This is a genomic window from Paenibacillus rhizoplanae (genome assembly GCF_042684125.1).
Lineage (GTDB): Bacteria > Bacillota > Bacilli > Paenibacillales > Paenibacillaceae > Paenibacillus_AQ > Paenibacillus_AQ rhizoplanae.
Genome location: NZ_JBHUKY010000021.1, coordinates 27,007 through 53,647, shown reverse-complemented (window position 1 = coordinate 53,647; position 26,641 = coordinate 27,007). Strand labels below are relative to the sequence as shown.

Sequence of the window (26,641 nt, the reverse complement as noted above, 5' to 3'; positions counted from 1 at the left end):
GCCCGCAAACATAAAAAGCTCCCGAAGGAGCTTCTTAAGAAACCTATATTCACTTGCTAAACGCTGATCTTATTTGTTGACATGGTTGACAGACAGACGAAGAATGGTCTCATGCGGCAAAATAACCCGCGGATTCTCAACCGTCTCCTTCTTCATCAGCTTCGTCAGCAATCTCATCGCTACAGCACCGAGATCATACATCGGCTGTGCTACAGTAGTGAGGAGCGGACGAACCATTGAAGCCATCCGGATGTTGTCAACACTGATAATTGAGAAGTCATCCGGCACCTTGAGGCCTTCATCCTGAATGCTGTGAATGGCACCAATCGCCATCTCATCGGTAGCAGCAAAGATAGCTGTCGGCTTCTTCTTCAGACCCAGGAAATACTTCATGGCTTCGACACCGGATTCGTAACGATAGTTACCGATGCGTACCAGATCTTCCTGATACTCGATACCTGCCGCTTCCAGCGCCTTCTTGTAGCCGTGGAACCGGGCATATCCGTTCGCAGGGTCCTGCAGCGTACCGCTGATCATTGCGATCTCCCTGTGTCCGTGGCGGATAAGCGTATTCACTGCATCAAAGGCAGCCGTCTCATGGTCGATATCCACGGAAGGATATGTTCCCTTCTCATCGCGGGTCGCACAGAGCACGATAGGCACAGCAGAGGTCTGGAACGCCTGAATATGCTCTTCCGTAACGGTTCCGCCCATGAACAGCAGCCCGTCCACCTGCTTCTCGAGCAGTGTGTTAATGACACGAATCTCTTTCTCTTTGCGCTTGTCTGCGTTACAGAGAATGATGTTGTAGTGATACATATTGGCAATATCTTCAATCCCGCGTGCAATTTCCGCAAAAATCGAGTTTGAGATATCAGGGATAACAACCCCTACGGTTGTCGTTTTCTTGCTGGCGAGACCTCTCGCCACCGCATTCGGACGATAGCCCAAACGCTCAATCGCTTCAAAAACCTTCTTCCGGGTCTGCGGCTTCACGTTGGGGTTATTATTCACAACCCGTGATACCGTAGCCATAGATACGCCTGCTTCTCGAGCTACATCGTAAATGGTTACCGTCAAATTACTCTCTCCATTGCGATAAATTTTATCGTTCGACTAATTAAAATTATGATACGACACTTTGTACAATTGTGCAATGATAACGCTTCATTTTCCTTTCAAAATTTCTTTCAAAGGTTGAAACGCCAGTCCTGGCGCGGCTTTGACGCCTTCCGCCAATTCCTGATCCTCCAATAGCTTCCAGTGGAAGCCCTTAAAATTTCAAGAATTCTGTATGCTTTCTCTATCGTATCAAAAAGCGCGTGAAAAATCCAACATTCGTTGAAAGTTTTTCATTGTTTTTGCAGACTTTTTTTCAAAATGTCAAAAAATGCTCTTTATTTGGCACTTTCTGCCGAATGAGCCGTCAACTGGGAGAGCCGCAGGCCGATCTCTTCCATCCACTTCTTGTCGGACAGATCCGCCGCCGTGCGGTATACATCCAGCAGCAGATCAATCCGGCTCTGCATTGCCTTGCGGATAGCCTCCTCCAATTCCGGCAAGCCGCCGGCAAACAAGCCCGATGCAAAGGTATCCTTCAGCACACTGGCCCACTCATTACGGTCCGCAAAGGACAGATGCAGCTTGCCCGCAGGGCGTTCTCCAAGCTCCCGGATCAGCAGACCCAGGTCACGCTTAATAACCGGCAGGGGCTCATAACGGGCGCATTGCCCGCAGGTATATACAGGGACATGAGTAATTTTGATCTTCGCACTATAAATCAGCGTATGCATATGTATGGTCATGATCCCGCCGCAGCCACAAGACTTCTTCATTAATTGTTCCTTATACATCTCCCACACCTCAGAATGATCTTTTAAAAACGCATAGTTTTGCCTTTTCCCTCTCTAGTATTCGACTTCATCCCCCTGAATCCCTGCTAGTTTGCATATCATGTTTTAATTGGCAATATTCTTAGGAATTTCCATATCGAAAAGTGACTTCAAGTGTCTGTTTTGATAGAATGACATAGATATCAGGAAGTTAAGCCGAAGGGAGTTGTACAGAATGAGACTGTCAGGTAAAAAAGTCATTGCGCTGGTGGACGATGAATTTGAAGACCTCGAGCTGTGGTATCCTGTATACCGCGTGCGCGAGGAAGGGGCCGAGGTTCATCTAGCAGGCCTTGAGAAGGGGAAGACGTATGTCGGCAAATATGGCGTACCTGCCACTGCTGAATACAGCTGGGACGAGCTGAAGGCTGACGATTATGACGGCATCCTCGTTCCCGGAGGCTGGGCACCCGACAAAATCCGCCGGTACAGCGCAGTGCTGAAGCTGGTGCAGGATTTCAACACCGCGAAAAAGCCGATTGGCCAGATCTGCCATGCAGGCTGGGTCTTAATCTCCGCCAAAATTCTTGAAGGCGTAACAGTCACCTCCACACCGGGCATCCGTGACGATATGGAGAACGCCGGAGCCATCTGGAAGGACGAGCCGGTCGTCCAGGACGGCCACATCATCTCCGCCCGCCGACCGCCGGACCTGCCGCCTTACGGCAAAGCGTTCTGTGATGCACTGGCCGGGGAATAACAGGCAGCATGATATCTGATATAAACAAAGCCCTGCCCTGTCGTCTGACAGGGTTCAGGGCTTGTTGCCGCTTTTAAAGGAGGATTAGCGGATAGGGAGAGACAGCTTCTCTTTGATCAGGGCAGGATACGCCTCAATGGTGAACGTCAGCGGCTGCGGGTATTTATTGCTGCCCAGACCCTTGTAGTACATGTGAGGGATTGACTTCGCATTCTCCGGCTCAGTACGCCGCGGAATATCAATATCAAACTTGTCTGCTGAATGGACTGTACCTGCTCCATCGGTGAATTTTTGCCCCAGCATTAAGTCATTGTAGATACTGTTAGTCTGTGCCTGAGAATAATATTCCAGCACCAGCGTGGAGCCCCTTTCCGTGTTATGAACGGACATTTGCAAATTTTGATCCGGAGCCTTGATAATTTGTTGCTTGTCCGTATCAATAATTAATTGGGTTGCCTTCTTATCCAGTGCCAGAATTCCTTTGATTTGCAGCTGGAGCGATTGTGTCAAGCTGCTGTCGTTAGCAAATATCAGTCTGCCCCCACTGTCCGTAAAGCTGGCGGCGCGTAAAGCCAGATACGTATAATCACCACTGCCGCCCGCTAAGAGACCCGGTTTATACATAGAGAAGATCTGTTTGGAGTTCAGCGGGTCGCAGGTATAGTCCAGATAAATGCCGGAGGCGGCCAGATAGACCTCATTAATTTCAATTTTCTGACCGTCTATTTCCAGTGTTTTGTCTACATGTACGGTTTCTCCTGCCTTAGCAATCTGCTCCCTGTCCAGCGGAAGAGCTACAGAAAATTTAGCGAGAGGGCTATCTGCTGAAGCTGGCGTGAACTGCTTGTACTTACCAAGCTCAAGCTCAAACTTAATTTGATCGGGAAGAGCGCCTGCATCATCACTCTCCCACTGCCTTACCTCATAACCGTAGGTTATACGTTTTGGGGAAATTGAATTATCAGGCCCCAGGGATGTATGCAAAGGATTTGAAACAGCTGATGTTAACTGAATATGTGCTACTCGGGCATTCTCATCAGTCTTATTCTGTAATGAATACAAAACGATAATCCCCTTCTGATCCGCAGCAATTCCATCTACAGTAAGAACAAATCCGTTCTGCTCCGCAGTAACACCCGTGACGCGCTGTACAAGGCCATCCTCGATTGCCGAAGATACAGCGTTTGTGGTCATCACAGCTGGAATGTACTTTTCAAAGGGTCCGTAGCTCTGAAATATTGCTGCCTGATCCGGAGCTGCCCCCTGTGACTTCAACACCTCACTCGCCCGGGGAAAGGAGAACAATAGCACAAGTCCAAGTACTGCCGCCGCTGTAGCCAGAGCATAACGCTTCCTTAATGACATAGAGCTTCTCCGGGAACGTGTTATGCCTCTGCGGATTGCCGTGTTCAGCCGCATTTCCGGGACCTCCTCCGCTTCTGCCGACAGACTGTGGTAATACTCCTTCAGCAGCTCTTCTTCGGTCTTGACCATGCTATAGTCCCCCTTTGATTCTCATTTTGTCACGTAACTGCTTAAGTCCCTTGTTCAGCCAGGTCTTGACCGTTCCTTCCGGCTTCCCCAGCACCCCGGAAATTTCTGTCAGCGTCATATCCCGGTAATACTTCAGCACAAGCACCTGACGGTATTTGGGCTTCACTGCTTCCAGGGCCTGCTCCATATCCAGCTTACGGTCACTGGTCATCTCCTGCAGTCCAGCACTTGCCTGTTCCGGCACGGGAGCAGTCAGCCGTTTCCTCCGCTTCAGTTCGTCCTTGCAGCAGTTGATCAGAATCCGGGTCAGCCAGGGTGCGAACCGGGCATCGTCCTTCAGGCTCCTGCGCTTGACCCAAGCCCGGTATGTAGTTTCCTGAACCATTTCAAGCGACTCTGCCTCACTGCGCAAGTAGCTGTACGCAATACTGTAGAGTATTTTCTTTTGCTCCAGTACCCGGCCGATAAACAGTTGCTCCTGTTCATTCAAGTGGCGCACCTGCTCGCCTTCCCACGTATGTTCCATCCAGGCTTAGTCTCCCCTTTCTTTTTTTGACTTCTGTATATACTGACTGTCTCGCAGCCCAAACGGTTTTACTTTTTTGACAGCTAACCTGTTCCCCCGTAATTTCAAAGCAAAAAGCCCGGTGTGTATGGCCCCCTTGACCCTCACCCCGGACTTAATATCGATATTCTTGTTCAACTTGTCATTGTTCCGCTGATATCGCTAAGCCGCTAGAAGGCTATGAAGTCTTCTCTTTGGAATCTCCAGTAGCGCCGAGCGGGAATCCGCTGCGCCCTACATAAGCACTGAGCTGCTCCTCTGTCTCCGAGCTGGTGCGGTTGCGGAAGCAAAGCTTCGCAATCTCTCTGGCTTCGGAAGCCAGTGTGTTCAGCGTGCGGTGCTTCACCTTCAGCAAAGCTTGCGGCGACATGCTCAGCACACTAATCCCCAGCTCCAGCCAGAGCGGTAACGAGCGCTCGTCTGCGGCCATCTCGCCGCATACACTGACATCGATACCCACGCTGTGCGCTGCATCCACCGTCATGCGGATCATGCGCAGCACTCCCGGATGGTACGGATGATACATATGGGCAATCTGCTCATTCATCCGGTCCACAGCCAGTACATATTGTACCAAATCGTTCGTGCCGATACTGAAGAAATCCACTTCCTCCGCCAGCAGGTCGGCAATCATCACTGCGGCCGGAACCTCGATCATTATGCCTACCTTCATCTCGCGGTTATACGGTACACCCCGGCTGTCCAGCTCACTCTTGACTTCGTTCAGCACCGCTTTGGCAGCCTGTACCTCTTCGACAGAGGAGATCATCGGGAACATCATTCGGACATTACCGTAATGGCTGGCCCGCAGAATCGCCGCTATCTGTGTTTTGAACATATCCTTGCGGTCCAGACTGATCCGGATTGCCCGGTAGCCGAGGAACGGATTCTGCTCCTCCGGCAGCTGGAAGTAATCCAGGTGCTTGTCCCCCCCGATATCAAGCGTACGGATGACAACGGTCTCCTTGCCGACTTTTTCCGCGACCAGCTTGTACACCTCGAATTGCTCATCTTCTGTCGGGAAGGAGCTGCGGTCCATATAGAGGAACTCCGTGCGGAACAGCCCCACTCCCTCGGCCCCATATTTCAGCGCCATGTTCAGCTCCTTCACCGAACTGATATTACCGGCCAGCCGCAGCGATACACCGTCCTTGGTAACTGCCTCGACTGTAGCAAGCAGTTCAAGCTGCTCCCGCTTCCTCTGCTGCTTCGCGCGCCTGGAGGTGAAGTCTCTTAATGTAGATTCATCGGGATGGAGCATCACCGCTCCGGTCTCTCCGTCCAGCACCAGCATGTCCCCGGTCTGGATCGGAGTCAGGATCTTGTTCTCCAGGCCTGCCACCAGCGGAATGCCTAGCGCACGGGCCATAATGGAGGAATGCGAGGTTTTGCCGCCCATCATCGTAACGATGCCCAGCACATAAGCCGGATTCAAATGGGCCAGCTGTGAGGGGGACAGTTCCTTAGCCACAAGGATATAGGGCTGGGTGTCAGACGGCAGGGTTACCTCCGGCGCACCCAGGAGATGCTTCAGCAGGCGGTTGCCGACATCCTTGATGTCCACGGCCCGTTCCTTCATATATTCATCGTCCAGCAGATCGAACATCGCTACAAAGTGGTCTATCGCTTCCTTCACTGCCACCTCGGCCGCTTTATATTGGCGTTCGATAATGCCGCGGATTTCGCTCATGAACACCGGATCATCCAGGATCGCCAGATGAGCATCGAAAATACTCGATTCCTCCGGTCCGACAACCTCCCGGAATTCTTTTTTGATAAACTCGATTTCGTCCTTGGAGGTTCGAATTCCTTCGTATAACCGTTCGAACTCCTTAGCCAGATCCACCGGATTCACCTGAGTGTCCGGCAGACTCCATTCCCAGTTCGGCAAAACAAAGGCCTTCCCGATGGCAACACCTGCTGCAGCGCCTATGCCTTGTATCATGCTTCGATCCCTCCAACATTGCTTTCATGTAGTACCACGGACATGACGGAAGACTGCCCCTTTTTGACGTTTTTGAATGGAGCATAGCTCCAGGATTTGACCCGGTCAGGATTGGTAATCACCATCGGTGTCGCCAGCGAAGCGGCATGCTCCTTCAAGTAGGCCAGATCAAACCGGACCAGCAGCTGCCCCGGCTCCACACTGTCACCTTCCTGTACAAGCGCCTCGAACGGCCCTTTAAGCTGCGAAGTATCGATCCCGATATGCATCAGCACCTCCAGGCCTTCGGGCGTAGCAATGCCCACTGCGTGCATCGTAGGGTATACGTGCATCACCTTGCCGAATACGGGCGAGACCAGCTCTCCTTTGTCCGGGAAAAAGGCTACTCCATCTCCAACCAGCTTCGCGGCAAAAATATGGTCAGGCACTTCTTCGATCGGCATCATCCGCCCTTGGATAGGCGAACTGAACAGCACCTGCGGCAGATCGCGCAGCATCAGCTTGTCAATCTCTTCGCGGATCAGCTCTGAATAGGTACCGAACACGACCTGCACATTACCGCCGCCCAGCTTGATAATGCCTGCGGAGCCAAGCCCCTTAAGCGCCCCTGTATCTATGAAACGGTCGTTATGCACTGTTAATCTCAGCCTGGTTATGCAGGCCTGCACCTGCACAATGTTCTCCTTGCCGCCCAGCGCCTCCAGAATCAGCGGAGCCTGATACGGAATATTCCCCGCCCAGTCCCCAAGCTCAGAGCCTTCTTCACGGCCCGGCGTAGGAATCTGGAACCGTCGGATCGCCCAGCGGAACACATTGTAGTAGACAATTCCATACCCGATCCCGATGGGAATCAGCAGCCAGGCCCGCTGGGACAAATGCATGTTGAGGAAGAAATCAATGGTCCCTGCCGAATAGGAGAATCCATGATGAATCCCGAGCGAGTACGTCAGCACCATAGCAAGACCTGACATAACCACATGCAGTGCGAATAAATATGGCGAAGCGAACAGGAAGGCAAACTCAATCTGCTCCGATACGCCAGTCAGAAAGCACACCAGGGCTGCACGCAAAAAAGTCTTCTTAATCTTAGGCTTAAGGTCTTCGCGCGCTTCCTGGATGATCGCAAAGGCAATGGCGGGCAGCGCGAACATCATAATCGGGAACAGTCCGGCCATGAACACACCCGCTGTAGGATCTCCGGCAAAAAAGCGCGGCAAATCCCCCTGTACGACTGCACTGCCGTCAGGCGTCGTAAAGGAGCCCAATTGGAACCAAAACACATTATTCAGAATATGGTGCAGGCCAAAGGCCGTCAGCACCCTGTATAGCACCCCGTAGACAAACACTCCATAGCCGCCGGTCATCTGCACTACCCTGAACAGCTGATTAAGCAGCTCTTGCAGGAGCGGGGATACTCCGAGCATGACCCAGGCGAACAGCGCCGAGAATAAGCCCATGAACAGCAAAACAAAACGCGACCCTCCAAAAAACTGGATCGCCTCCGGCAGCTTGATATTCTTAAACCGGTTATGCGCCACACCGGCTACGATTCCAAGGATAATACCAATTAATGTTGCAGGCTGCACAGCCCCGTCTCCCATGTTGGACACAATCCGGTCATAAGTGAACATCCCTGCGAGTGCAGCCAGTCCGGCCGGTCCGGCCTGATTGGACAACCCCCACGCCACACCGACAGCAAACAAATAAGGCATGAAATAGAATATTCCTTGCCCCGCGTACGTCGTCACTTCGGATACCGAAGAAAGTCCCCATGCAGACCACGGTAAGCTGCCCAGACTCAGCAGGATAGCTGCCGCCGGAAGCACCATGGTAGGAAGCATAATGGCTCTGCCCAACTGCTGCAAAGATCCGAGCCAATTCAAGGCGACCCTCTCCTTTCTTTCTATATTGAATGGTAAGCGTTACAGCAGTTTTTGTCAAAAGAATCCGTGTGATTCGTGCGCTCCACTCTCCGTTGCGAAAGGTCGCGGCAAGTAACCTGAGAACTACGCTGCAATACGCCGCAATTGTATTTTGTACATCAGATCACCTGTAATCCTACTCAAATTAACGATCTATTGCACTTCGTACATTAGAATTCTCAGAATCCGGCCAATATCAACCTAAATACAAATTTCTACTGCACAAAGTGCAACTGAACCTTATAAAAGTGGTTCTCCAGCGGTATCTACTGCACAAAGTGCAATCATCATGTCCATACATTCGCAGTAATATCCCGCTTGCCCATACAACCCTATAGACCACAGGTGTCATAGAACGCACAAGTACTCCTTTAATACGATCAATTATACTTTCCAGCCATTAAGGAGCGGGCAGCAGAGTATATTCACCAGGTTTGATCCTGATGCATGGGCCGGAGTTCATAGGATCTTATCCCTCTTCCACCAGTAACAGGTTGTAACATCCCTTTAGCGCTCAATGAGCTTAACAGCTTGCGGGCAGTTCTATAGTTCATCTGAAAAATGTCCGTGACATCCTTAGGCCGAAGTGGCCTGCCAAGCTGCCACGCCAGACGCAGGACTTCTTTCTCTTTTGACAACAGGCGCTCCCCGCCTGCCCTGTTCCGGGCCAGATAAGGCGCGAGCGCCAGTTGCAGCAGCATCCGGCATACTTCGGGACGCTGCTGGATATCGTCGAAGGAGAAATGCAGCAGTTTCCAGCCCATTCCAGTCAAGAAGGTATCCCGGTTAAGCGCATAGCTGAATTTCTCCCGGTCCATGTCCTTGATATGGCTCTGATAACCGTCACATTCGATACCGAAGCGCGCACCATTCAGCGGTAAAAAAGCAAAGTCCAAAAATTGTGACTTCCGGTTCCAGTCATACACTTCATACTCCGGGTGCAAATGCTCCAGTGACTCGAACAACGGCCACCATACATTTTGCAAAAACAGCTTCTCCGCATAATTATGTCCGCGCAGCAGCCTTCCCCGCCGCTCACCGCCCCTATCATTAGTATGCATCTCCAGAAAGTTGCCATGTGCCTGTTCAAATTCCATAGAAATCTCCTCCCGCTCCCGCAAAATAAAAAAAGAACGTCCTACCCATCTGAAAATGGGATAAAGGACGTTCTTCGTCTAAGTAAAGTATAGCAAATCAAACTCAATAAAACTTATTATTCTGCGAATACGGAACTCCTGCGGGTGAGACAGCGGAGTTCGTATGATTGCCGGGAACGGTGCATCACACCCGGAATCGGAACTCCGCCTCCGGCTGTCCTCGAAGCAATTACCCCCGGCTACGGCCCTTCATCGTAATGGCTTCCTCCACCTTGATGCAGCGGTCCATGATCGCGATCATGTCATGGGCAGCGGCGATATCCGCAGCCTCCTGACTAATAATCCCCTGCTGCAGCCAGAGAACACGCGCGCCGATATCAGCGGCCTCCTGCGCTACAGCTGCACAATATTCGCTGCGGCGGAATACATTCACAATATCCACCGGCTCAGGAATTTCCGCGAGGGTATGGTAGCATTTCTCGCCCAGGATCTCCCCGTCTACCGACGGATTCACCGGAATAATCCGGTAGCCCCGGCTCTGCATAGCTCCGGCTACCATATAAGAGGTGCGGTCTGTTTTGTCGGACAGGCCCACTACGGCAATATTGCCTGCAGCAGCCAGAATGTCTCCAATTTGATCCCTGCTCGGATTCTCAAAGCTCATGTGTATTACCCCTTCCGTTAATTGCGCATCTGGGCACATACCAGATTCAGCTATACCTACATCATACCGCGCATCAGAAAAAGTTCCAAATCCGAACCGTCCGCTTGATCCCGCTATATTGTTCCGTTCACCGGACACAGCCACACCATATGAACAGAATCCGGTCCCCAATAATCCCTAACTACCGCATAGGGCGTTCCGAACTTCTGCAGCCACTTGGTTTGCGCGACTCTATAGCCGCTGTCCAGGCAGAACGCAGCAATCCCCTGTTGTCTGAGAAATATCATCAGTTCCGCAATCAAAGCCGAAGCAATCCCTTGTCCCTGATAATCCGGCAGCACATATAGACTGCCCAGCTCACCTACAGCATCAAGCTTATTTCCTGTACAGACCCAGATATCCTCTCCGCAAGGGGCATACGAGATGGTACCGACGACCATACCGTCCATCTGGGCCACCCAGAAATACGTATCTGAGTTCTGCGGATTCAGGGAAATGTTAACCATCCGTATCTTGGACTCGATCTCCTGCTGAATGTCACTGTCCAAGTGACCCAGTCCTTCCCCTTCAAAAGCATCCGTAATCGAAAGCCTGTAAAGATCCGTTACCGAGGTAACATCCTCCCGGGTAAGCGGAGCTATGCTTAACTGGCCTGTCTCCGTCACTCTACCCATTCCACATTAGCGCCTAATGAGCGCAAGTGATCGAAATACTGGGGATAAGACTTCGCTACATGATGCGCATCCTTAATCAGCAGCGGCTGGCGGGCACGCAGTCCCACTACAGTAAGTGCCATAATCACACGGTGGTCATAGTGGGCATTGATCGTCACGCCGCCTTCAACCCCCTCCGGTGTACCATGGACAATAATCTCGTCACGCCGTTCTTCGACCTTCGCACCGGCACGGGTCAGCTCGGCCAGGTAATCCGTGATGCGGTCGCATTCCTTGTAGCGCAGATTCTCCACATTATAGAAGCGCGAGGTCCCTTCGGCAAAAACAGCGGCGGCCACCATAGCCAGCACCGCATCGGTTGCCGCATCCCCGTCGAATTCGACCGCCTTGAGAATACCGTTCCCCTGCACATGCACTGTTCCGTCCTCATGGGTGAGCGGCACCTCCATCATCCGCAGCACATCGACAATGGCCCGCTCCCCCTGCTTGCTCTGTTCAGCCAGCCGGTGAATAGTCACATCCGACTTAGTCACCGCTGCGGCCGCAAGTACTGCGGCTGATCCCGGATAATCGCCTTGTACCGTATAGGTCTTGGCAACATAGTTCTGGCGTCCAGGTACCTTGAAGGACATATAATCATCCGCCGCATGTATGATGATCCCGGCCTGCTCCAGAACCTCCAGCGTCTGGCCGATGACCACCTTGGATTTCAGATCATCCAGCACGATAATCTCACTGTCTTCTTCAAGCAGCGGGGTCAGGAATAAGAGCGCGCTGAGATACTGTGAGCTTACGGCACCAGAGACGGTAATCCGCCCCCCCTGCGGCTTGCCCCCGCGGATGGTGATCGGCAGCCTTCCTTGATTATGCTCCACTTCAACGCCAAGCTGCCCGAGCGCTTGAATGAGGTCATCATGCGGCCGCTTGCCAAGGGAATCCGGGTAGGTATTCACGAACGTAACCTCAGGGCTGAGCGCAGCCACTGCCATCAGGAAACGAAGCACGGCGCCGGCATTCCCGACATTCAACTCCTTAACGTCACGGGGATGGCGTCCGAACCCCTGCACTACGATTTTCTCCTCATCTTCGGTCAGGACTGCGCCGAGATCGGCGATACATCTGCGGATCGCGTCGCTGTCCTCGCTGTGGGCAGGATGGTAGATCGTGCTGACTCCTTCAGATAGAGCGGCTACCAGCAGGTAGCGCGTGGTGTAGTTTTTGGAGGACAGGGCTCCGAATTCTCCTTGCAGCGTCGGCGTAGGCCTAACAATAACGTCCATAGTATAAGCGCTCCTTCATAATATATAGTCTGTATGTACGGTCCTGTTTGACAGGGTAATCCGCAGTTGTGTTATTATTGCGTGAAGAAAGTCCATTCCCATTCGGGCAGAAAAGAGGGTACTAACATGAATGAAATTCCGCAAATTACACCGCAGGAGCTGCGTAAGCGACTCGCTTCCGGCGAAGAACTTCTACTGATCGACGTCCGTGAAGACGATGAGGTTGCCTTCGGCATGATTCCCGGTGCGCAGCACATCCCGATGGGCCAGATCCCGCAGCAGACGGAGCAGCTTCCAGCTGATACCGAGATCATCTTCATCTGCCGCTCCGGCAGCCGCAGCCAGCGGGTATGTGAATATCTGCAGCAATTCGGCATTCAAGGCTCTAACCTGAGCGGCGGCATGATTGAGTGGGACGATACCAGCGCGGAATAAGCTTCATCCTGATGCATAGCGCCAACACACATAAAAGCTCAATCGCGGTAACGCAGTAAAATGTATTGCGAGACCTCAGCCACATTCAGCTCCGTTGTATCGACCGTGCAATGCGCGAAACGGTAAGCTTCCCTGCGCTGTTCCAGAATGGAACGGACCCGGTTTGCCGCATTGCCGGCGAGCAGCGGCCGGTTCTCATCCCCGCTGACCCGTTCAATAATGGTATCTTCCGAGGCTGTAAGGGCCACAACGAATCCATGCTCCAGCATGACTTCGGCATTTCCGGGCGCAAGCACCGCCCCGCCGCCAGTAGAGATCACTCTTCGCTCTCCCTGCAGCATTTCCTGAAGTACTTCTGATTCAATGCTCCGGAACGCCTGCTCTCCGCCATCTGCAAAGATATCCGCAATACTGCGGCCCTCTCTTCCGGTAATTACTGCATCCAGATCAATCAGTTCATAGTCAAGCTCCTCGGCCAGAATGGCGCCTACTGTGGATTTCCCCGTAGCCATCATCCCGACGAGAATGATATTTCGATCGTCCATAACTACCTCCAAGCCGCGACATTTGTCATATCATAACACAGGGTGAAAAGTTTGCACAATGGCGGCAAATTTGCAAAAAAACCCGAAAGCCCTCCGCATAAAGCGGAAAGCATCTCGGGTCCCTGTGAGTTAAGCGGAACGGCTGCCTGTTACTCTGCCAGCCAGTTGTGGTGGAATACGCCTTCTTTGTCCACGCGCTTGAAGGTGTGGGCACCGAAATAATCGCGCTGTGCTTGCAGCAGGTTCGCCGGAAGACGTTCTGTACGGTAGCTGTCGTAGTACGCCAGGGCGCTGGAGAATCCCGGAACCGGAATACCCAGAGTTACAGCCGAAGCGATAACCTTGCGCCATGCCGACTGGTAGTTGTCCATAACATCCTTGAAGAACGGATCAAGCAGGAGGTTCTTCAGCTCTGCATTGCTCTCATAAGCATCTGTGATGTTCTGCAGGAACCGGGAACGGATGATGCAGCCGCCGCGCCAGATCTTGGCCAGCTCGCCGTATTTCAGATTCCAGCCGTATTCGTCAGAAGCCACACGCAGCTGGGCGAAGCCCTGAGCATACGATACGATCTTACTGGCGAACAATGCTTTGCGCACGTTCTCGATGAATTCAGCTTTGTCGCCGTCGAAAGGAGCTACAGGAGGTCCGCTCAGTACCTTGCTGGCTTCAACGCGTTCTTCCTTCATAGCAGACAGGAAGCGGGAGAAGACGGATTCGGTAATCATGGACAGCGGCACGCCGAGATCCAGTGAGCTTTGGCTTGTCCACTTGCCGGTACCCTTTTGTCCGGCAGCATCAAGAATGACGTCTACCATCGGCTTGCCGGTCTCTTCGTCATACTGGGCGAAGATATCCTTCGTAATCTCGATCAGATAGCTGTCCAGCTCGCCGTTGTTCCATTCTGCGAAGGTGCCATGCAGCTCCTTGGCATCCAGACCCAGAACGTCCTTGAGCAGGTGGTAGGCTTCGCCAATCAGCTGCATGTCACCGTACTCGATGCCGTTATGCACCATTTTCACATAGTGTCCTGCACCGTCCGGCCCGATATATGTACAGCAAGGCTCTCCGCCCACGTGGGCTGAAATCGCCGTAAGAATAGGTTCAACCAGCTTATACGCGCTTTCTTGACCGCCTGGCATAATAGAAGGGCCCTTGAGTGCGCCTTCTTCACCGCCGGACACGCCGGTGCCGACGAAGCGGAAGCCTTTGTCTTCAAGATATTTGCTGCGGCGTACCGTGTCAGGGAAATAAGCGTTACCGCCATCGATGATAATATCGCCTTGATCCAGGAACGGCAGAAGCTGCTCGATTGTAGCATCGGTTGCCTGGCCTGCCTGCACCATGATTAGAATCTTGCGCGGTACTTCCAGTGATTGTACGAACTCTTCAACGGAGAACGTGCCCACCAGGTTCTTGCCTGCTGCTTCTGCGACCAGATCATGTGTCTTCTCCGGGGAACGGTTAAACACGGATACGCTGAAGCCTTTGCTCTCGATGTTAAGAGCCAAATTTTTGCCCATTACCGCCAAGCCAATAACGCCGATTTGTTGTTTTGACATCTGGTTCTCCACCCTTTGCACCCTGTATTTTTGTGAAATCCATTTCTCGCAGTATTAGAATACCACCCTTTGTCAGAGACAGCAAAGTTCTGCCTGCGAAAGAGAGACCAATTTCATTGACAAACTTCGATCCATCAGGGAAATTGCTCACAATGACTATTTTAACGGTTTTGTGCGCAGAAGTGAACCCCCTCCTCCAGAAAGGCACAATAAAAGGACACCCCGCTATGGGATGCCCTTAATCTCATTTATTCACTCAGCGCACTACCACTCCAGCGCAGCCAGCTCCCTGGTCAATTGTTCAAGCTTCGCTGTGCTAACAGCGACCGCATCCGTATCGCGCTCACGCATAGCTTCATTCAGCAAGTCGAGCTGTTCATCCACGGCAAGCCTGCGGTCGCGGATTCGCTCTTCGCCCTCTATGGAGTAGAACAGCTTCGTCAGCTCCTGATCCGACAGTAGCGGTCCCTTCTGGTACAGCACCCGCTGCTGATAACCGGAAATCTCCACCAGGCGGATGACTTCACCGAATAAAATATTCTCTATAATGATCTGACGGTCGCGGAAGCGCTTGACAACGGCATGACCTCTCATATCCCCAATCAGCTTCTCCATCCATTCTGACAGGCGCGCATCACGGATCATGTAGTCTCCCACCAGCTTGAAGCCGTCCTTAATCCGCTGGAAGCGCAGCTTCACAAGCTTGCGGCCGGTGCGCACCGAAATAAGAAAAACACTCTCGTTCTCACTCCAGTACAGGGAATAACCTTCCTTGATCAGATCCTTGATTAGATCCTGGATATGTTGTCTGTCGAACCGCAGCTCCAGATTGCAATACTCCACTTCATCATTTTTGTTCACGGCACTCCCCCCTAACTGCTTGATTTAAGCATAGTCAGCTTTATGGCCTAACCTAAGAGTAGAACAGACTGCCGGACCTCCGCTTGCACCTTGATTCTTTGTTTGGCTTACACTTATTTTATACTTCATATTATGTAGCGGTAACTTGGTTTATTGACTATTTTTACCCGTTTTAGGCCTTTTCCAAACGCCGGGACCCGCATAGGAGGTATTGGCCAGTCTTATTATGCGCAAAAACAGCAATAAAGCCGCGTTTCGCCTCCTTTTCAGGGGGTCTGCGGCTTCTTGCATTTCCATAAAGGGTTCACTACCTGTGCTTGCTGAACTCAGTGCGCTCTAGCGTGCTTCAGCTTCGTCCGGTGGACGATCAGCAGATGCAGGCCGAATAATACAACCATTACTCCGGCACTGGCCAGAAAAGGGGCACCGTGGCTGACCGTATCCCACAGCTTGCCTGACACGACCGGACCAGCAACCATGCCTGAGCCCTGCAGCGTCAGGAAGAGTCCCCAGACGGTTCCCCGCTCGCCCTCAGGCACCTGCTTGGCCAGGAAGGCGTTCCAGGCCGGGAGAATCAACGCATAGCTGATCCCAACCAGCGCCACCGCCACGAAGGCCAGCGGCAGCCAGCGGACCTGTGAGAAGAACGCCATGGAGCAGGCTGCCAGCAGGAAGCCGATATTGAGGAAGATGGAGGTGCCGACCTTATCGACCAGCTTCCCTGCCGGAATAAGCGTCAGCACGGTAATCCCTCCACCGGCAATCAGCAGCAGGCTGAACTGGTTAGGGGTGACATGCAGCTCCGAGCGTGCGAACAAGGTGACCACCGGCGTCATAAGCCCGATCGCAAAAGCCTGCAGGAACAATGCCGGGAACAGCAGGCGGCTTACCTTCAGGGAGGAGGTGACCTGCTGCCAGGTCCGCTTCAGACTCTGCAAGGGCTTTACCGGCTTACGCGGCACCGGCGGCCCCTCCGCCGATATCTCGCGGACAGCGCGCGGCGCATGGCCGCCGATCTTCGAGGGCAGGAACAGCGCCACGGCTACAACAGCAGCAGCGAAGCCCATCAGCACGAGGAAGACCGTCCGGTAGCCCTGTCCGCCATGATCCATCATGAAGTTGACAATTATCGGACCGACTCCGGTTCCGGCCAGCGAAGCCATCTCCACCGCCCCCATAGCTGCGCCGCTGCTGCCGCTCTGGGTAGAGCCCGCCAGCTCGGTGATGCCTGTCATCGTGCAAGGCCACAGCGGCGAGGTGCCAATCCCCAGAATCAGACAGGCGATGGACAAGCTAACGGCATCTTTGGCATACATAATCAGCCCGACAGCTACGACAAGCAGCAGCAGCGCCCCGGTCATCGTCCAGCGGTAGCCGATCCGCTCCATCACCCAGCCGAACGGGCTGCGGAAGAGGTTATCCCCGAGATACTGCAGCGCGAAGGCGAACCCGACCACCGTTACGGAGAGGCCGAGAATATTCTCCATATAGACTGGCAGGAGGGCTACCAGCAACGATCCTTTGACGAATTCGACCAGGAAAATAATGATCCACATTTCTAATATGAACGGTGAGGCTAAACTGATATGCATACGTTGCGCTACTTTGCCAGACATTTCATCACATCCTAGTATTATGTTGATTGATTTGTTATACTGATGCTTGCTTGCTTAAGTAGAAAAGACCAATCCGTCCCAATGGACGGTACTTCCGCTTCAGCAAGAAATCAAAAACTACTCTTCGCGAAAGGTTGTGACAGCATTAAATGAATCAACAAGCTACTCCCCTCTTCACTGCTCTCAAAAAGCATGCCGCCGGAAATCCAGTTCAATTCCATATTCCGGGACATAAGAAGGGGCTAGGAACCGATGCCGAATTCCGTGAGTTTATCGGCGATAACGCTCTATCCATAGATTTGATCAATATTGCACCGCTTGATGATCTTCATCAGCCCACCGGGGTTATTCTTGAAGCTCAGAAGCTGGCTGCAGAGGCTTTCGGCGCCGATTACACGTATTTCAGTGTACAAGGCACGAGCAATGCCATCATGACTATGATCCTCTCTGTCTGCTCAGAAGGAGATAAAATTATTGTGCCGCGCAATATTCACAAATCGGTGATGTCGGCCATTATTTTCTCCGGAGCCAAGCCTATTTTCGTCTCTCCTGTACAGGATGAGAATCTTGGGATAGACCACGGCATAACCACAAGCTCGCTCGAACGGGCTTTGAGGCGCCATCCGGATGCCAAAGGTGTCCTCGTTATCAATCCAACGTATTTTGGCGTATGCGCCGACCTGCGTTCGATTGTCGACCTGGCCCACAGTTACGGGGTTCCCGTACTTGTGGACGAGGCACATGGAGTACTGATTCATTTTCATGAGGATTTACCGGTATCGGCTATGCAGGCCGGTGCAGATATGGCAGCAACCAGCGTCCATAAGCTGGGCGGCTCCATGACGCAGAGCTCGGTACTGAATCTCAATGCCAAGACGGGCCTTGTCAACCCACAGCGGGTACAGACCATTCTCAGCATGCTGACCACCACTTCAACTTCATATATTCTGCTTGCCTCTCTGGATACCTCCAGACGCAACCTTGCCCTGAACGGTCATGAGATGGCGGCGAGAACCATTGCCCTGTCCAATTATGCCCGTAATTCGATTAATGAGATCGAGGGGCTGTACAGCTTCGGCAAAGAAATTCTCGGAACAGAAGCTACCTTCAATCATGATCCGACCAAGCTGAACATCCATGTCCGGCATCTGGGCATTACCGGTTATGAGACTGAGAACTGGCTCCGGCAAAAGTATAACATCGAAGTTGAACTCAGCGACATGTATAATATTCTTTGCCTGATTACCCCTGGTGATACACAGGAATCGGTAGATAAGCTGCTTGCGGCCTTGCAGGTGCTCTCAGCGATCCATTACAGCAAGGGTGAAATCTATGAGCTTAAGGTACAGGTGCCGAATATCCCGCAGCTGGCCCTGATCCCGAGAGATGCCTTCTACGCAGATACGCAGCTGGTTCCTTTCCGGGAGTCCGCAGGCTACATTATTGCAGAATTCATCTACGTCTATCCGCCGGGAATTCCTATTCTTCTCCCTGGAGAAGTTATTACCCAGGATAATATCGACTATATCATCGACCATGTAGAAATCGGACTGCCTGTCAAAGGACCCGAGGACCGCAGCATTACCAATGTAAAGGTGATTGTCGAAGCAGAGCCTATCTCCTAAGGCTTGTCCTATAGCAGTGCGACATGCAAAACCCCGATACGTATTGAGTATCGGGGTTTTGCATGAATGCCTGAAATCTATTCTTGCTGGGCAAGCAGCTCGTTATAAGCTTCTTCAACAGCTTTCCATTCAGCTTCATCTTCAATGTTGTACAGAACCATTTCCTCGTCCTCTTCTTCCATACGAAGGATGATTCCGTCTGCTTCCGGATTCTCGCGCTCAAGCAGCAGGGCGTACAACTTCTCGCCTACATCGAACGTTTCCACCAGTACCATTTCTACATCTTCGCCCTGCTCGTTCGTCAAGGTCAGCACAAACTCCTCGTGCTCATGGTCGTGATCATGTCCGCAACCGCATGCTTCACCATGTTCATGGCCATGCTCATGTTTGTGATCGCTCATTGTAATACCTCACTTTAATTGAATTATCCTACATTTGGTATCGTAACACGTAAGATAAGTACAGGTCAATTTGCAGGAGGGACTTAATTCTTGGATGAGGCCGTAACTACCTTCTCGGACACAAGAATGTAATCTCCGCTCCTCGATGCCTTCATGAAGAAGCCTACGCTATATTTGCCCGGTTCTTTGAAATCATAGGTGAACTCCGGTGTGGAGAACCAGAAATCCTCATTCTTGGAGCCGCCGGCATCCTCGAGAATATCCTTCACATTCCCGGAAGGGTCAGTGATTGCCACCTTCACAGCAGCGATGCTGTCCTTCAGGCTGTCCACCTGCGTTAGAATCTTCATCTTCAGCTTGCCTGTGTTGACATTGCCGAATACCGTGTCGCCTTTGAACAGTACGATATGAACATTCGGCTTGAGGATCGTCACTCTGCCCGAGCCGTCCCAGCTGACGACACCCCCTGCCTCCCTGGCGGGAATATAGGTCTTGCCGTCAATCAAATAGCCGCCATCGGCTATTTCCTTTCCATTGCTCCATACTTTGATCTTCTGGTTCACAGCGTCCGCGAACAAATAGGAGCTTCCCATCATGAAAAACACAACCGTGCACAGAGCAATTTTTCTCCATCTCATTGTAAAGCCCCTCCAAATAATTCATGCTGTTAATGTATACTGCTCAGCCTTCGACAAGTTGCGCAGAATTCAGGGATTTATTTCTTTTTGCAGAAGAAAAGAAAATCAAGCCCCCTTGCAACCGGTTTCGGCCTGTACAGCAGGCTTTAACAAAGCATTTTCGGAGAAGCCCGCGTCTTCCTGGGCACATAAAAACGGCCGGACTTCAGCGCCATTAAGACGCCTGTCCGGCCGTTCTCCCTGTTATCTATGCCCGGCTAAAATTGCGGAAGCTGATCCAGATTGTTCGTAGGATCTCCGTCTGCATCGCCGCGGATATACATTTCGCCGTCTTTGCCCTTAAATACATTGACCCCTTCGATGCTGCCGGACTGTACTTCCTGGAGTGCCTGCTGATAATCCAGCACACGCCCGGACGAAGTCTGGAACCCGGTCAGATCCCCGTCACCATTACGTTTGGCGGCAATAAAGCGTTCCCGTTCCTGATTCATCACTTAGGATCGTCTCCTTCGCACTAGAATTAGCCATCTATCCTGGCTCGACTCTAGCTTGTCCATAGCAGCGAAAGAGTATGTACCCGGCAGATTACAGGGCCTTATTCATTCTTACATGCAGAATCCCTGCATCATAGAAGGGCTCCTTGGAGATCACTTCATAGCCGAGCTTGCTGTAAAAGGTTTCTGCTTGACACTGGGCATCCAGAATCGACGCCTGCAGACCCAGCTCACGGGCCCGTTCTTCCATAGCCAGCAGCAGGATACGTCCGTATCCCTTGGCGCGGAAGGCCTCCTGAACGGCAATCCGCTGCATCTTGGCGGTGTCCGCTTTATAATAGATCAGCCGTCCGGTTGCCGCCGGCTGCCCGCCCTCCATGAGCAGGAAATGATGCACATGCTCACTGATGGCATCATATTCGTCGATTTCCTCTTCTACCGGCACCTTCTGTTCTTCCACAAATACCTTCTTGCGGATCTCCAGCGCCAATTGCAGCTGTTCCTCTGTTGTAACATGTACGATTTCTACTGCCATCTCCCTGGCTCCTCTCTGTAGGTCCAATCAATATGGAGCATTATACAGAATTATTAATATCCTGTATAGAGCCTGAGAGCTTCCGGGCAAGGAACCGCTGAACACTGTACTCAGGGCGTGTCATAGACCTCCTCGGGAATCGAGTTATCATACACATCCCGCAGAACCGGCGAGGTCAGGCTATCCCGTGAATTCAGGCTCCCGTCCAGTCCGGTCATGCTGTGAACATCCGTATATTCAGGAACCTGCTTGCCTGCCGTACATCCGGCGATCCCCAGAAGGAGACATGCTCCAATCCCTATGAAGCCTATTCTTGCCATACGCATAGTGAACCCCCTCTTCCTTCTTGGCTCTTTACAGCTTTGACGAATCGGGAGGTTCATAAACGATCCTTACAGATTTACATTGCCGACCACATGGACAAGATACATCATGCCCCCGAGAACTCCGGCAAGCACAAAATACGCAGCACCATATCTCCAGCGGGTGGCCGCCGGCACCTCATAATATTTATCATTGTCATATACCGTGAAGCTGATCTCACAGGTCATCTTCATATGAAGGCTGGCATCCACATACAGCTGGTCGAGCTGCACGACTTTGACTTTTCCGATCAGAGACTGCACCGGCATGGTTGTCGTTCCATAGTAATCCAGGTTATCCCAGCGTACCCCGACGATTTGCTGGCGGTTCAAATCACTGTAGGTGGTGAACGGCAGCTCCCGCTTATGCTCGGGCCCGGGGATCAGATACCCTTGATTCTGCAGATCCTCGATGGGGATCAGGAAGCTTTTGAGCACAGTATGCATCTGATTCTTCGTACGCCGGCTGATGTACTTCTTATACATATCATAAGCGAACATTACCCAGATGATGCCGAACAGGATAGATTTCAGATAGATGATTACAGCTAATCCTCCAATGAGCCCTACCAGCCATAACCAGCGTGTAACGGCCGTGGCAATTCTCCCCCCCGTCCAGCGGATGGATCGGCAGCAGGTTAATCAGGTTAAGAAAGAAGCCGATGTAAGCCAGTGAATATAACAAGGGGCTATGATAATAATAGGCTGCTCCGAACACGATCAGCGCGCCGACACTCCCCAATATAGGGCCGCCAAAAGCTACATAAGCTTCCTGTCTGGCATCCAGCGGCTGCCGCTTCATCGTAATGAGTGCACCCATAAACGGAATAAACAGCGGCGCGCTCACCGGCAGCCCAATCCGCTTGGCAGCGATCACATGGCCGATCTCATGAACGAACATTAAGGCAACGAAGCCCACCGCGAATTGCCATGGCGAAATTAGTGCATACGCCCAGATCGATACCATCATGGAGATCAGCGGACCTGCGATTTTACCCAGCTTAAGCAGAGAGATAATGGCTTTTCCCTTGAGCAGAAGCAATACCGCCCCGCTGCCCAGCCATCCCCATGCGCCCGAGTTTTTTTTCTCCTGTTTGTTTTCCTGCAATAGTCTCAATCTCCTTTTGATCTCTGTGTCGCTTCACTTCCAGGCTACGGATCAGGCATTCCTCTGCTTCCCGTTTGCCCTTACTCTCTACTGTCGCACAGGAGTGCGGTGGATTGCAAATAGACTTATGATGTTGACAAATCTCCCGGCTTGCATATATGATATCCAGTAATTAGGATAACCACAATAGCTGCGAAGAGAAAGAGTACCCTGGCAATTCTTCCACAGAGAGCTCCGGCCGGTGAAAAGGAGCAAAGAAAACCCTCGGGAATATGGTCTCAGAGCTGCGCACCGAACCCCGGCATGAACGGGTCGTAGGCTGCGCCGGAACCCGCATCCGTTACCATGCTAGGGTATACCCGCTTTTTTCTGCGGACGTACCTGAAGAGGTGGATGCCGCGAGGCATTGATGAATTTGGGTGGTAACACGTGAGCACAGGCTCTCGTCCCTTTAAGGGATGAGTGCCTTTTTTGCGTCCACAAAATTTGAGGAGGAGAGAAATATGACTAACATTTTTATCGGAGGGGCATGGCCTTATGCCAACGGCTCCCTGCATCTGGGCAGACTCGCCAGCATTCTTCCGGGAGATATTCTGGCCCGCTACCACCGTGCCAAAGGCGATGCTGTACTCTATGTATCCGGCAGTGACTGCCACGGTACCCCCGTTGCTGTACAGGCGGCGCAGGAGGGTGTATCGCCGGGTGAATTCGCCAGCAGGTATCATGAGGAGTTCGCCGATTGCTTCCGTGCCTTAGGCTTCACCTATGACTTGTATACCCGGACCGATCAGGCACATCACCACAGGACGGTGCAGGAGCTGTTCCTTAAGCTGTTGGATCACGGGTATCTGTACCAGAAATCCACTCTCCAGTGCTATTGTGAGCAGGACCAACGCTTCTTGCCGGACCGTTATGTCAATGGCCTCTGCCCGGTCTGCGGACAGCAGGCCCGGGGGGACCAATGCGATTACTGTTCAACGATTCTCGATCCGGTGGATCTGCTGGAGCGCACCTGTGCCCTCTGCGGCTCTACGCCTGTGCTGCGCTCTACTCAGCATTATTACCTGTCGCTGTCCAGCTTCCAGCAAGCACTCACAGATTATGCTAATTCCGCGCAGGGCTGGAGAGACAACGCCGTCCGGCTAACCCGCAGATATCTGCAGGAAGGCCTGCAGGACCGCGCAGCAACACGCGATCTGGACTGGGGCGTGGATGTCCCCATTGAAGGCTTCGCTGACAAGAAAATCTATGTCTGGATCGAAGCCGTCAGCGGCTATCTGTCCGCCAGCAAGCAGTGGGCGGCGGAGACCGGGGGCCGCTGGGAGGATTTCTGGTCCGTACCATCCGGCCAAGATAATGAGGGGCAGCCGACTACAACTGCTTACTATGTGCACGGAAAGGACAATATTCCTTTTCACAGCCTGATCTGGCCTGCTATCCTGCTCGGAGTTGAGGAGCTGCATCTGCCGGACCGAATCTTCTCTTCTGAATACCTGACCCTGGAAGGGCAGAAATTCTCCACCAGCCGCAATTGGGCGGTCTGGGTGCCGGATATTCTCAGCCGGTACGACCCCGACTCGGTCCGTTATTTCCTGACTGCGAACGGCCCCGAGAAGCGGGATGCTGACTTCTCCTGGAGAGAGTTCATCTACAGCCATAACAGCGAGCTGCTGGGCGCGTTCGGCAATTTCGTCAACCGCAGCCTCGCATTTGTGAATAAGTCCTGGAATGGCAGAGTTCCAGACGGAGTCTTGGACGAAGCATGGGTTAGCAATCTGAAGCATCTGTATAAGGAAGCAGGAAGGTTAATTGAAGCCGGACATTTCAAGGAAGCCCTGGAGTTCATCTTCTCGCATATCCGCCAGGCCAACAAGTATTTCGATCAGCAGCAGCCGTGGCTCCAGATCAAGCATGATCCTGCGGCCGGGGGCAACACTCTGTACACTTGTGTTCAGATTATTGCCAATCTGTCTAACCTGCTGAACCCGTTCATCCCCTTCTCCTGCGAGAAGATTAGAGGCTTCCTGTCCATAGAACAGCCTGTATGGCACCCGGTATCCGTCCTGGTAGAGCAGCCTATATTGGAGCTTGAATTACTGTTTGAGCGGATAGAGGTGCAGCGCATAGAGGAGGAAATAGAGCGGATGAAAGACAAAAGCGTCCTGCCTCTCATACCGCTCACCAAAGCAAGCGGCACGGAGAAGAACGCTACGGGAAATTAATATAGATGAATACACAGCGGCTGTCCGCTCTGTGTGATGACTTAGTTCTGGCCGGGATAACGCGCTCCGGCTGCAATCCCTTGCGGGGATATCTGCTCAATCCGGGCGAGGTCCTCTGCCGTCAAAGTAACCTGAAGCGCTCCGAGATTCTCTTGTAACCGCTCCAGCCGCTTGGTGCCGGGAATCGGCACGATCTGCTCCCCTTGGGCAAGAAGCCAGGCCAGCGCAAGCTGTGCCGGGGCGCAGCCTTTCTCGGCTGCCATCTGCCCGATCAGCGAGACGACCTCCAGGTTCCGGGTGAAGTTCTCTCCCTGGAACCGCGGGTAATGGCGACGGTAATCATCCTCCGGCAGATCCTCGAAGCTCTTGATCTGTCCAGTCAGAAAACCGCGGCCCAGCGGGCTATAAGGAACGAATCCGATGCCCAGCTCCTTGACCAGCGGCAGAATCTCATCCTCCACCTCCCGGCTCCAGAGCGAATACTCTGTCTGCAGGGCGGTCAACGGATGCACCGCATGTGCCCGGCGGATCAGTTCAGGCGAAGCCTCGGATAAGCCGATATAGCGGATCTTCCCTTCCTTGACGAGGTCAGCCAGGGTACCGGCGGTTTCCTCAATAGGGGTGTTCGGATCAGGACGGTGCTGATAGTACAGATCGATATAATCTGTGCCGAGATGATAGAGGCTGGCATCTACGGATTTTTTGATATAGGCCGGGTCTCCCTTCGGTCCCTGAGTATGTGTAATGCCGAATTTGGTCGCAATCACAGCCTGATCTCTCCGGCCCTTAAGCGCATGCCCGAGAAGCCGTTCATTGCCGCCGAAGCGCTGCTGCTCGAAGGCCCCATAGATATCCGCTGTGTCCAGCAGGGTTACTCCCAGATCAAGTGCACCATGAATGGTTCTTACAGACTCTTCATTATCCGGCATCATCATCGTTCCGAGTCCCAGTGCCGATACGCTCAGCCCTTCGTTCCCGAGTGTTCTTGTGTGCATATGGTTGCCTCCCTCTTGTACCTGTAATAGATCTTACGAACATGTCCTTATTCTAACCGTCCTGCCGTGGAGCAGCCACAGTACGTTCATGCTAGTAAGATCATTACCAGGGAGCGGGAGAACCGTATGACATATGTCCCCTGAGTATCGTCTGCTACGCTGAGACAGGGGTATAGATACAAATATGCACACCCGGGTGATCCGCCAGATTGGCCATCGAATTGATATCGTAGACTACAGGCTGACTTGTACCCAGGCTCTCTATGACCACACGGTTGACCTTCTTGCCTTGAATGTTGTGCTGCTTCCACATCTCAGCGAAATCCGCACTATCCTCCACGAGCTGATCAACCATCTCCTTGTACCAGGGATCGTGCAGGTTCATGTCATAATAGGTTCTGTACACCCCTACTGAATAGAGAGCGAACTCCTCCCAGTTCAGCATCCGGCGGCGCAGCTCCAGATCCAGGAACAGAAGACGCAGCATTATGCGCTCAGAATCAGGCAGACTTCCGAAATCACTAAGCACTTCACTCGCTTTGTCATTCCAGGCCAGTACCTCGGACCGCTCATTCGTAATAAAAGCCGGATAAGTCAATTGGCGGATAATATCCCGCCACTGCGGGTTCAGCTCCGGACTGGCTGTATCTATAGAAGCAAGTGTATCCGGCAAGCCCGGATTCCAGAGCTCAAACAGATGCTTCTTCTCATCCGGTGACAACCGCAGCGCCTGACTGAGACTCTCCATGACCTCTCTGGAGGCGGTAACCTCCCTGCCCTGCTCCAGCCAAGCATAATAGGTGCTGCTGAGACCAGCCAGAACCGCAACCTCCTCCCGCCGCAGCCCTGGTGTTCTGCGCTGACTGTTTGTTTCCTTAATCCCTACAGCTTCAGGCTGCAGACGTTCCCGGCGTGATCTCAGGTAGTCACCAAGACGCCTAAACCTCGTAATCTCGTAACTCATGAGCTGGGCCTCCTTTCAGCATTACAATTGATTCACAGATGCTTC

At 52.5% G+C, this 26,641-nt stretch carries 25 protein-coding genes and 1 pseudogene; 4 read left to right on the top strand and 22 right to left on the bottom strand.

What is annotated here, in order from left to right; translation table 11 throughout:
- Window positions 1-69: 69 nt before the first annotated feature.
- Complete coding sequence (gene ccpA / locus ACFSX3_RS10475) at window positions 70-1,080, bottom strand: catabolite control protein A (RefSeq protein ID WP_036695017.1); 1,011 nt, start codon at window positions 1,078-1,080, stop codon at window positions 70-72.
- A gap of 317 nt (window positions 1,081-1,397) precedes the next feature.
- Window positions 1,398-1,835: a hypothetical protein gene (locus ACFSX3_RS10470; protein WP_209985373.1), complete on the bottom strand. Its 438-nt coding sequence runs from the start codon at window positions 1,833-1,835 to the stop codon at window positions 1,398-1,400.
- A gap of 232 nt (window positions 1,836-2,067) precedes the next feature.
- Here ACFSX3_RS10470 and ACFSX3_RS10465 point away from each other — a divergent pair, with 232 nt between their 5' ends.
- Entirely contained in the window at window positions 2,068-2,592 is a 525-nt protein-coding gene (locus ACFSX3_RS10465) for a type 1 glutamine amidotransferase domain-containing protein (RefSeq protein ID WP_209985371.1), read from the top strand.
- Between the two features lie 84 nt (window positions 2,593-2,676).
- Here the strand turns inward: ACFSX3_RS10465 and ACFSX3_RS10460 are convergent, their stop codons facing one another.
- The 8 genes from ACFSX3_RS10460 to aroA all read right to left on the bottom strand — a co-directional run bounded on the left by ACFSX3_RS10460 (window position 2,677) and on the right by aroA (window position 12,233).
- Window positions 2,677-3,867: a DUF4179 domain-containing protein gene (locus tag ACFSX3_RS10460; protein ID WP_379256702.1), complete on the bottom strand. Its 1,191-nt coding sequence runs from the start codon at window positions 3,865-3,867 to the stop codon at window positions 2,677-2,679.
- 220 nt (window positions 3,868-4,087) lie between these two features.
- A complete protein-coding gene (locus ACFSX3_RS10455) occupies window positions 4,088-4,612 on the bottom strand; it encodes a sigma-70 family RNA polymerase sigma factor (RefSeq protein WP_209985365.1) in 525 nt (174 codons plus the stop codon).
- 217 nt (window positions 4,613-4,829) lie between these two features.
- Complete coding sequence (gene ptsP / locus ACFSX3_RS10450; protein ID WP_209985362.1) at window positions 4,830-6,596, bottom strand: phosphoenolpyruvate--protein phosphotransferase; 1,767 nt, start codon at window positions 6,594-6,596, stop codon at window positions 4,830-4,832.
- Window positions 6,593-8,479 carry a glucose PTS transporter subunit IIA gene (locus ACFSX3_RS10445; RefSeq protein ID WP_209985359.1) on the bottom strand — a complete coding sequence of 629 codons (1,887 nt, stop codon included), beginning with the start codon at window positions 8,477-8,479 and terminating at the stop codon, window positions 6,593-6,595. The genes ptsP and ACFSX3_RS10445 overlap by 4 nt, the downstream gene beginning before the upstream one ends.
- A 464-nt stretch (window positions 8,480-8,943) precedes the next feature.
- The gene (locus ACFSX3_RS10440; protein ID WP_209985356.1) at window positions 8,944-9,615 is read right to left on the bottom strand and encodes a hypothetical protein; all 672 of its coding nucleotides are present in this window, start codon (window positions 9,613-9,615) and stop codon (window positions 8,944-8,946) included.
- Window positions 9,616-9,844: 229 nt separating this feature from the next.
- Window positions 9,845-10,279: a CoA-binding protein gene (locus ACFSX3_RS10435; RefSeq protein ID WP_173126154.1), complete on the bottom strand. Its 435-nt coding sequence runs from the start codon at window positions 10,277-10,279 to the stop codon at window positions 9,845-9,847.
- Window positions 10,280-10,392: 113 nt separating this feature from the next.
- Window positions 10,393-10,953, bottom strand: a complete 561-nt coding sequence (locus tag ACFSX3_RS10430; protein ID WP_209985353.1) for a GNAT family N-acetyltransferase — start codon at window positions 10,951-10,953, stop codon at window positions 10,393-10,395.
- Window positions 10,941-12,233 carry a 3-phosphoshikimate 1-carboxyvinyltransferase gene (gene aroA, locus ACFSX3_RS10425; protein ID WP_209985350.1) on the bottom strand — a complete coding sequence of 431 codons (1,293 nt, stop codon included), beginning with the start codon at window positions 12,231-12,233 and terminating at the stop codon, window positions 10,941-10,943. Before aroA ends, ACFSX3_RS10430 begins: the two co-directional genes overlap by 13 nt.
- Before the next feature lie 126 nt (window positions 12,234-12,359).
- Between aroA and ACFSX3_RS10420 the strand changes: the two genes are divergently transcribed.
- On the top strand, window positions 12,360-12,668 hold the full coding sequence (locus ACFSX3_RS10420) for a rhodanese-like domain-containing protein (protein WP_209985348.1): 309 nt from the start codon (window positions 12,360-12,362) through the stop codon (window positions 12,666-12,668).
- A gap of 38 nt (window positions 12,669-12,706) precedes the next feature.
- Here ACFSX3_RS10420 and ACFSX3_RS10415 read toward each other — a convergent pair whose 3' ends face one another.
- The 4 genes from ACFSX3_RS10415 to ACFSX3_RS10400 all read right to left on the bottom strand — a co-directional run bounded on the left by ACFSX3_RS10415 (window position 12,707) and on the right by ACFSX3_RS10400 (window position 17,252).
- Window positions 12,707-13,213 carry a shikimate kinase gene (locus tag ACFSX3_RS10415; protein ID WP_036695027.1) on the bottom strand — a complete coding sequence of 169 codons (507 nt, stop codon included), beginning with the start codon at window positions 13,211-13,213 and terminating at the stop codon, window positions 12,707-12,709.
- 149 nt (window positions 13,214-13,362) lie between these two features.
- Window positions 13,363-14,775, bottom strand: coding sequence for an NADP-dependent phosphogluconate dehydrogenase (gene gndA / locus ACFSX3_RS10410; protein WP_209985344.1), 1,413 nt, complete (start codon window positions 14,773-14,775; stop codon window positions 13,363-13,365).
- A 264-nt stretch (window positions 14,776-15,039) separates the two neighbouring features.
- Window positions 15,040-15,636 carry a hypothetical protein gene (locus ACFSX3_RS10405; RefSeq protein WP_209985341.1) on the bottom strand — a complete coding sequence of 199 codons (597 nt, stop codon included), beginning with the start codon at window positions 15,634-15,636 and terminating at the stop codon, window positions 15,040-15,042.
- A gap of 326 nt (window positions 15,637-15,962) precedes the next feature.
- Window positions 15,963-17,252 carry an MFS transporter gene (locus tag ACFSX3_RS10400; RefSeq protein WP_209985340.1) on the bottom strand — a complete coding sequence of 430 codons (1,290 nt, stop codon included), beginning with the start codon at window positions 17,250-17,252 and terminating at the stop codon, window positions 15,963-15,965.
- Window positions 17,253-17,401: 149 nt separating this feature from the next.
- Between ACFSX3_RS10400 and ACFSX3_RS10395 the strand changes: the two genes are divergently transcribed.
- Window positions 17,402-18,877, top strand: a complete 1,476-nt coding sequence (locus tag ACFSX3_RS10395; RefSeq protein ID WP_209985337.1) for an aminotransferase class I/II-fold pyridoxal phosphate-dependent enzyme — start codon at window positions 17,402-17,404, stop codon at window positions 18,875-18,877.
- A 77-nt stretch (window positions 18,878-18,954) separates the two neighbouring features.
- Here the strand turns inward: ACFSX3_RS10395 and ACFSX3_RS10390 are convergent, their stop codons facing one another.
- The 6 genes and pseudogenes from ACFSX3_RS10390 to ACFSX3_RS10365 all read right to left on the bottom strand — a co-directional run bounded on the left by ACFSX3_RS10390 (window position 18,955) and on the right by ACFSX3_RS10365 (window position 22,415).
- The gene (locus ACFSX3_RS10390; protein WP_019911532.1) at window positions 18,955-19,278 is read right to left on the bottom strand and encodes a DUF1292 domain-containing protein; all 324 of its coding nucleotides are present in this window, start codon (window positions 19,276-19,278) and stop codon (window positions 18,955-18,957) included.
- An 83-nt stretch (window positions 19,279-19,361) separates the two neighbouring features.
- The gene (locus ACFSX3_RS10385; RefSeq protein ID WP_209985334.1) at window positions 19,362-19,916 is read right to left on the bottom strand and encodes a copper amine oxidase; all 555 of its coding nucleotides are present in this window, start codon (window positions 19,914-19,916) and stop codon (window positions 19,362-19,364) included.
- 257 nt (window positions 19,917-20,173) lie between these two features.
- Window positions 20,174-20,410: a DUF3892 domain-containing protein gene (locus tag ACFSX3_RS10380; protein WP_209985331.1), complete on the bottom strand. Its 237-nt coding sequence runs from the start codon at window positions 20,408-20,410 to the stop codon at window positions 20,174-20,176.
- A 91-nt stretch (window positions 20,411-20,501) separates the two neighbouring features.
- Window positions 20,502-20,945, bottom strand: a complete 444-nt coding sequence (locus ACFSX3_RS10375; RefSeq protein WP_209985328.1) for a GNAT family N-acetyltransferase — start codon at window positions 20,943-20,945, stop codon at window positions 20,502-20,504.
- Between the two features lie 110 nt (window positions 20,946-21,055).
- Entirely contained in the window at window positions 21,056-21,271 is a 216-nt protein-coding gene (locus ACFSX3_RS10370) for a hypothetical protein (RefSeq protein WP_209985325.1), read from the bottom strand.
- Between the two features lie 66 nt (window positions 21,272-21,337).
- A pseudogene (locus ACFSX3_RS10365) lies at window positions 21,338-22,415 on the bottom strand (site-2 protease family protein).
- A gap of 503 nt (window positions 22,416-22,918) precedes the next feature.
- On the opposite strand from ACFSX3_RS10365, the gene metG reads away from it, so the two are divergent.
- A complete protein-coding gene (metG, locus tag ACFSX3_RS10360; protein ID WP_209985321.1) occupies window positions 22,919-24,637 on the top strand; it encodes a methionine--tRNA ligase in 1,719 nt (572 codons plus the stop codon).
- A gap of 41 nt (window positions 24,638-24,678) precedes the next feature.
- Here metG and ACFSX3_RS10355 read toward each other — a convergent pair whose 3' ends face one another.
- Complete coding sequence (locus ACFSX3_RS10355; protein WP_209985318.1) at window positions 24,679-25,632, bottom strand: aldo/keto reductase; 954 nt, start codon at window positions 25,630-25,632, stop codon at window positions 24,679-24,681.
- Window positions 25,633-25,786: 154 nt separating this feature from the next.
- Entirely contained in the window at window positions 25,787-26,596 is an 810-nt protein-coding gene (locus ACFSX3_RS10350) for a helix-turn-helix transcriptional regulator (RefSeq protein WP_209985315.1), read from the bottom strand.
- Between the last annotated feature and the right edge of the window lie 45 nt (window positions 26,597-26,641).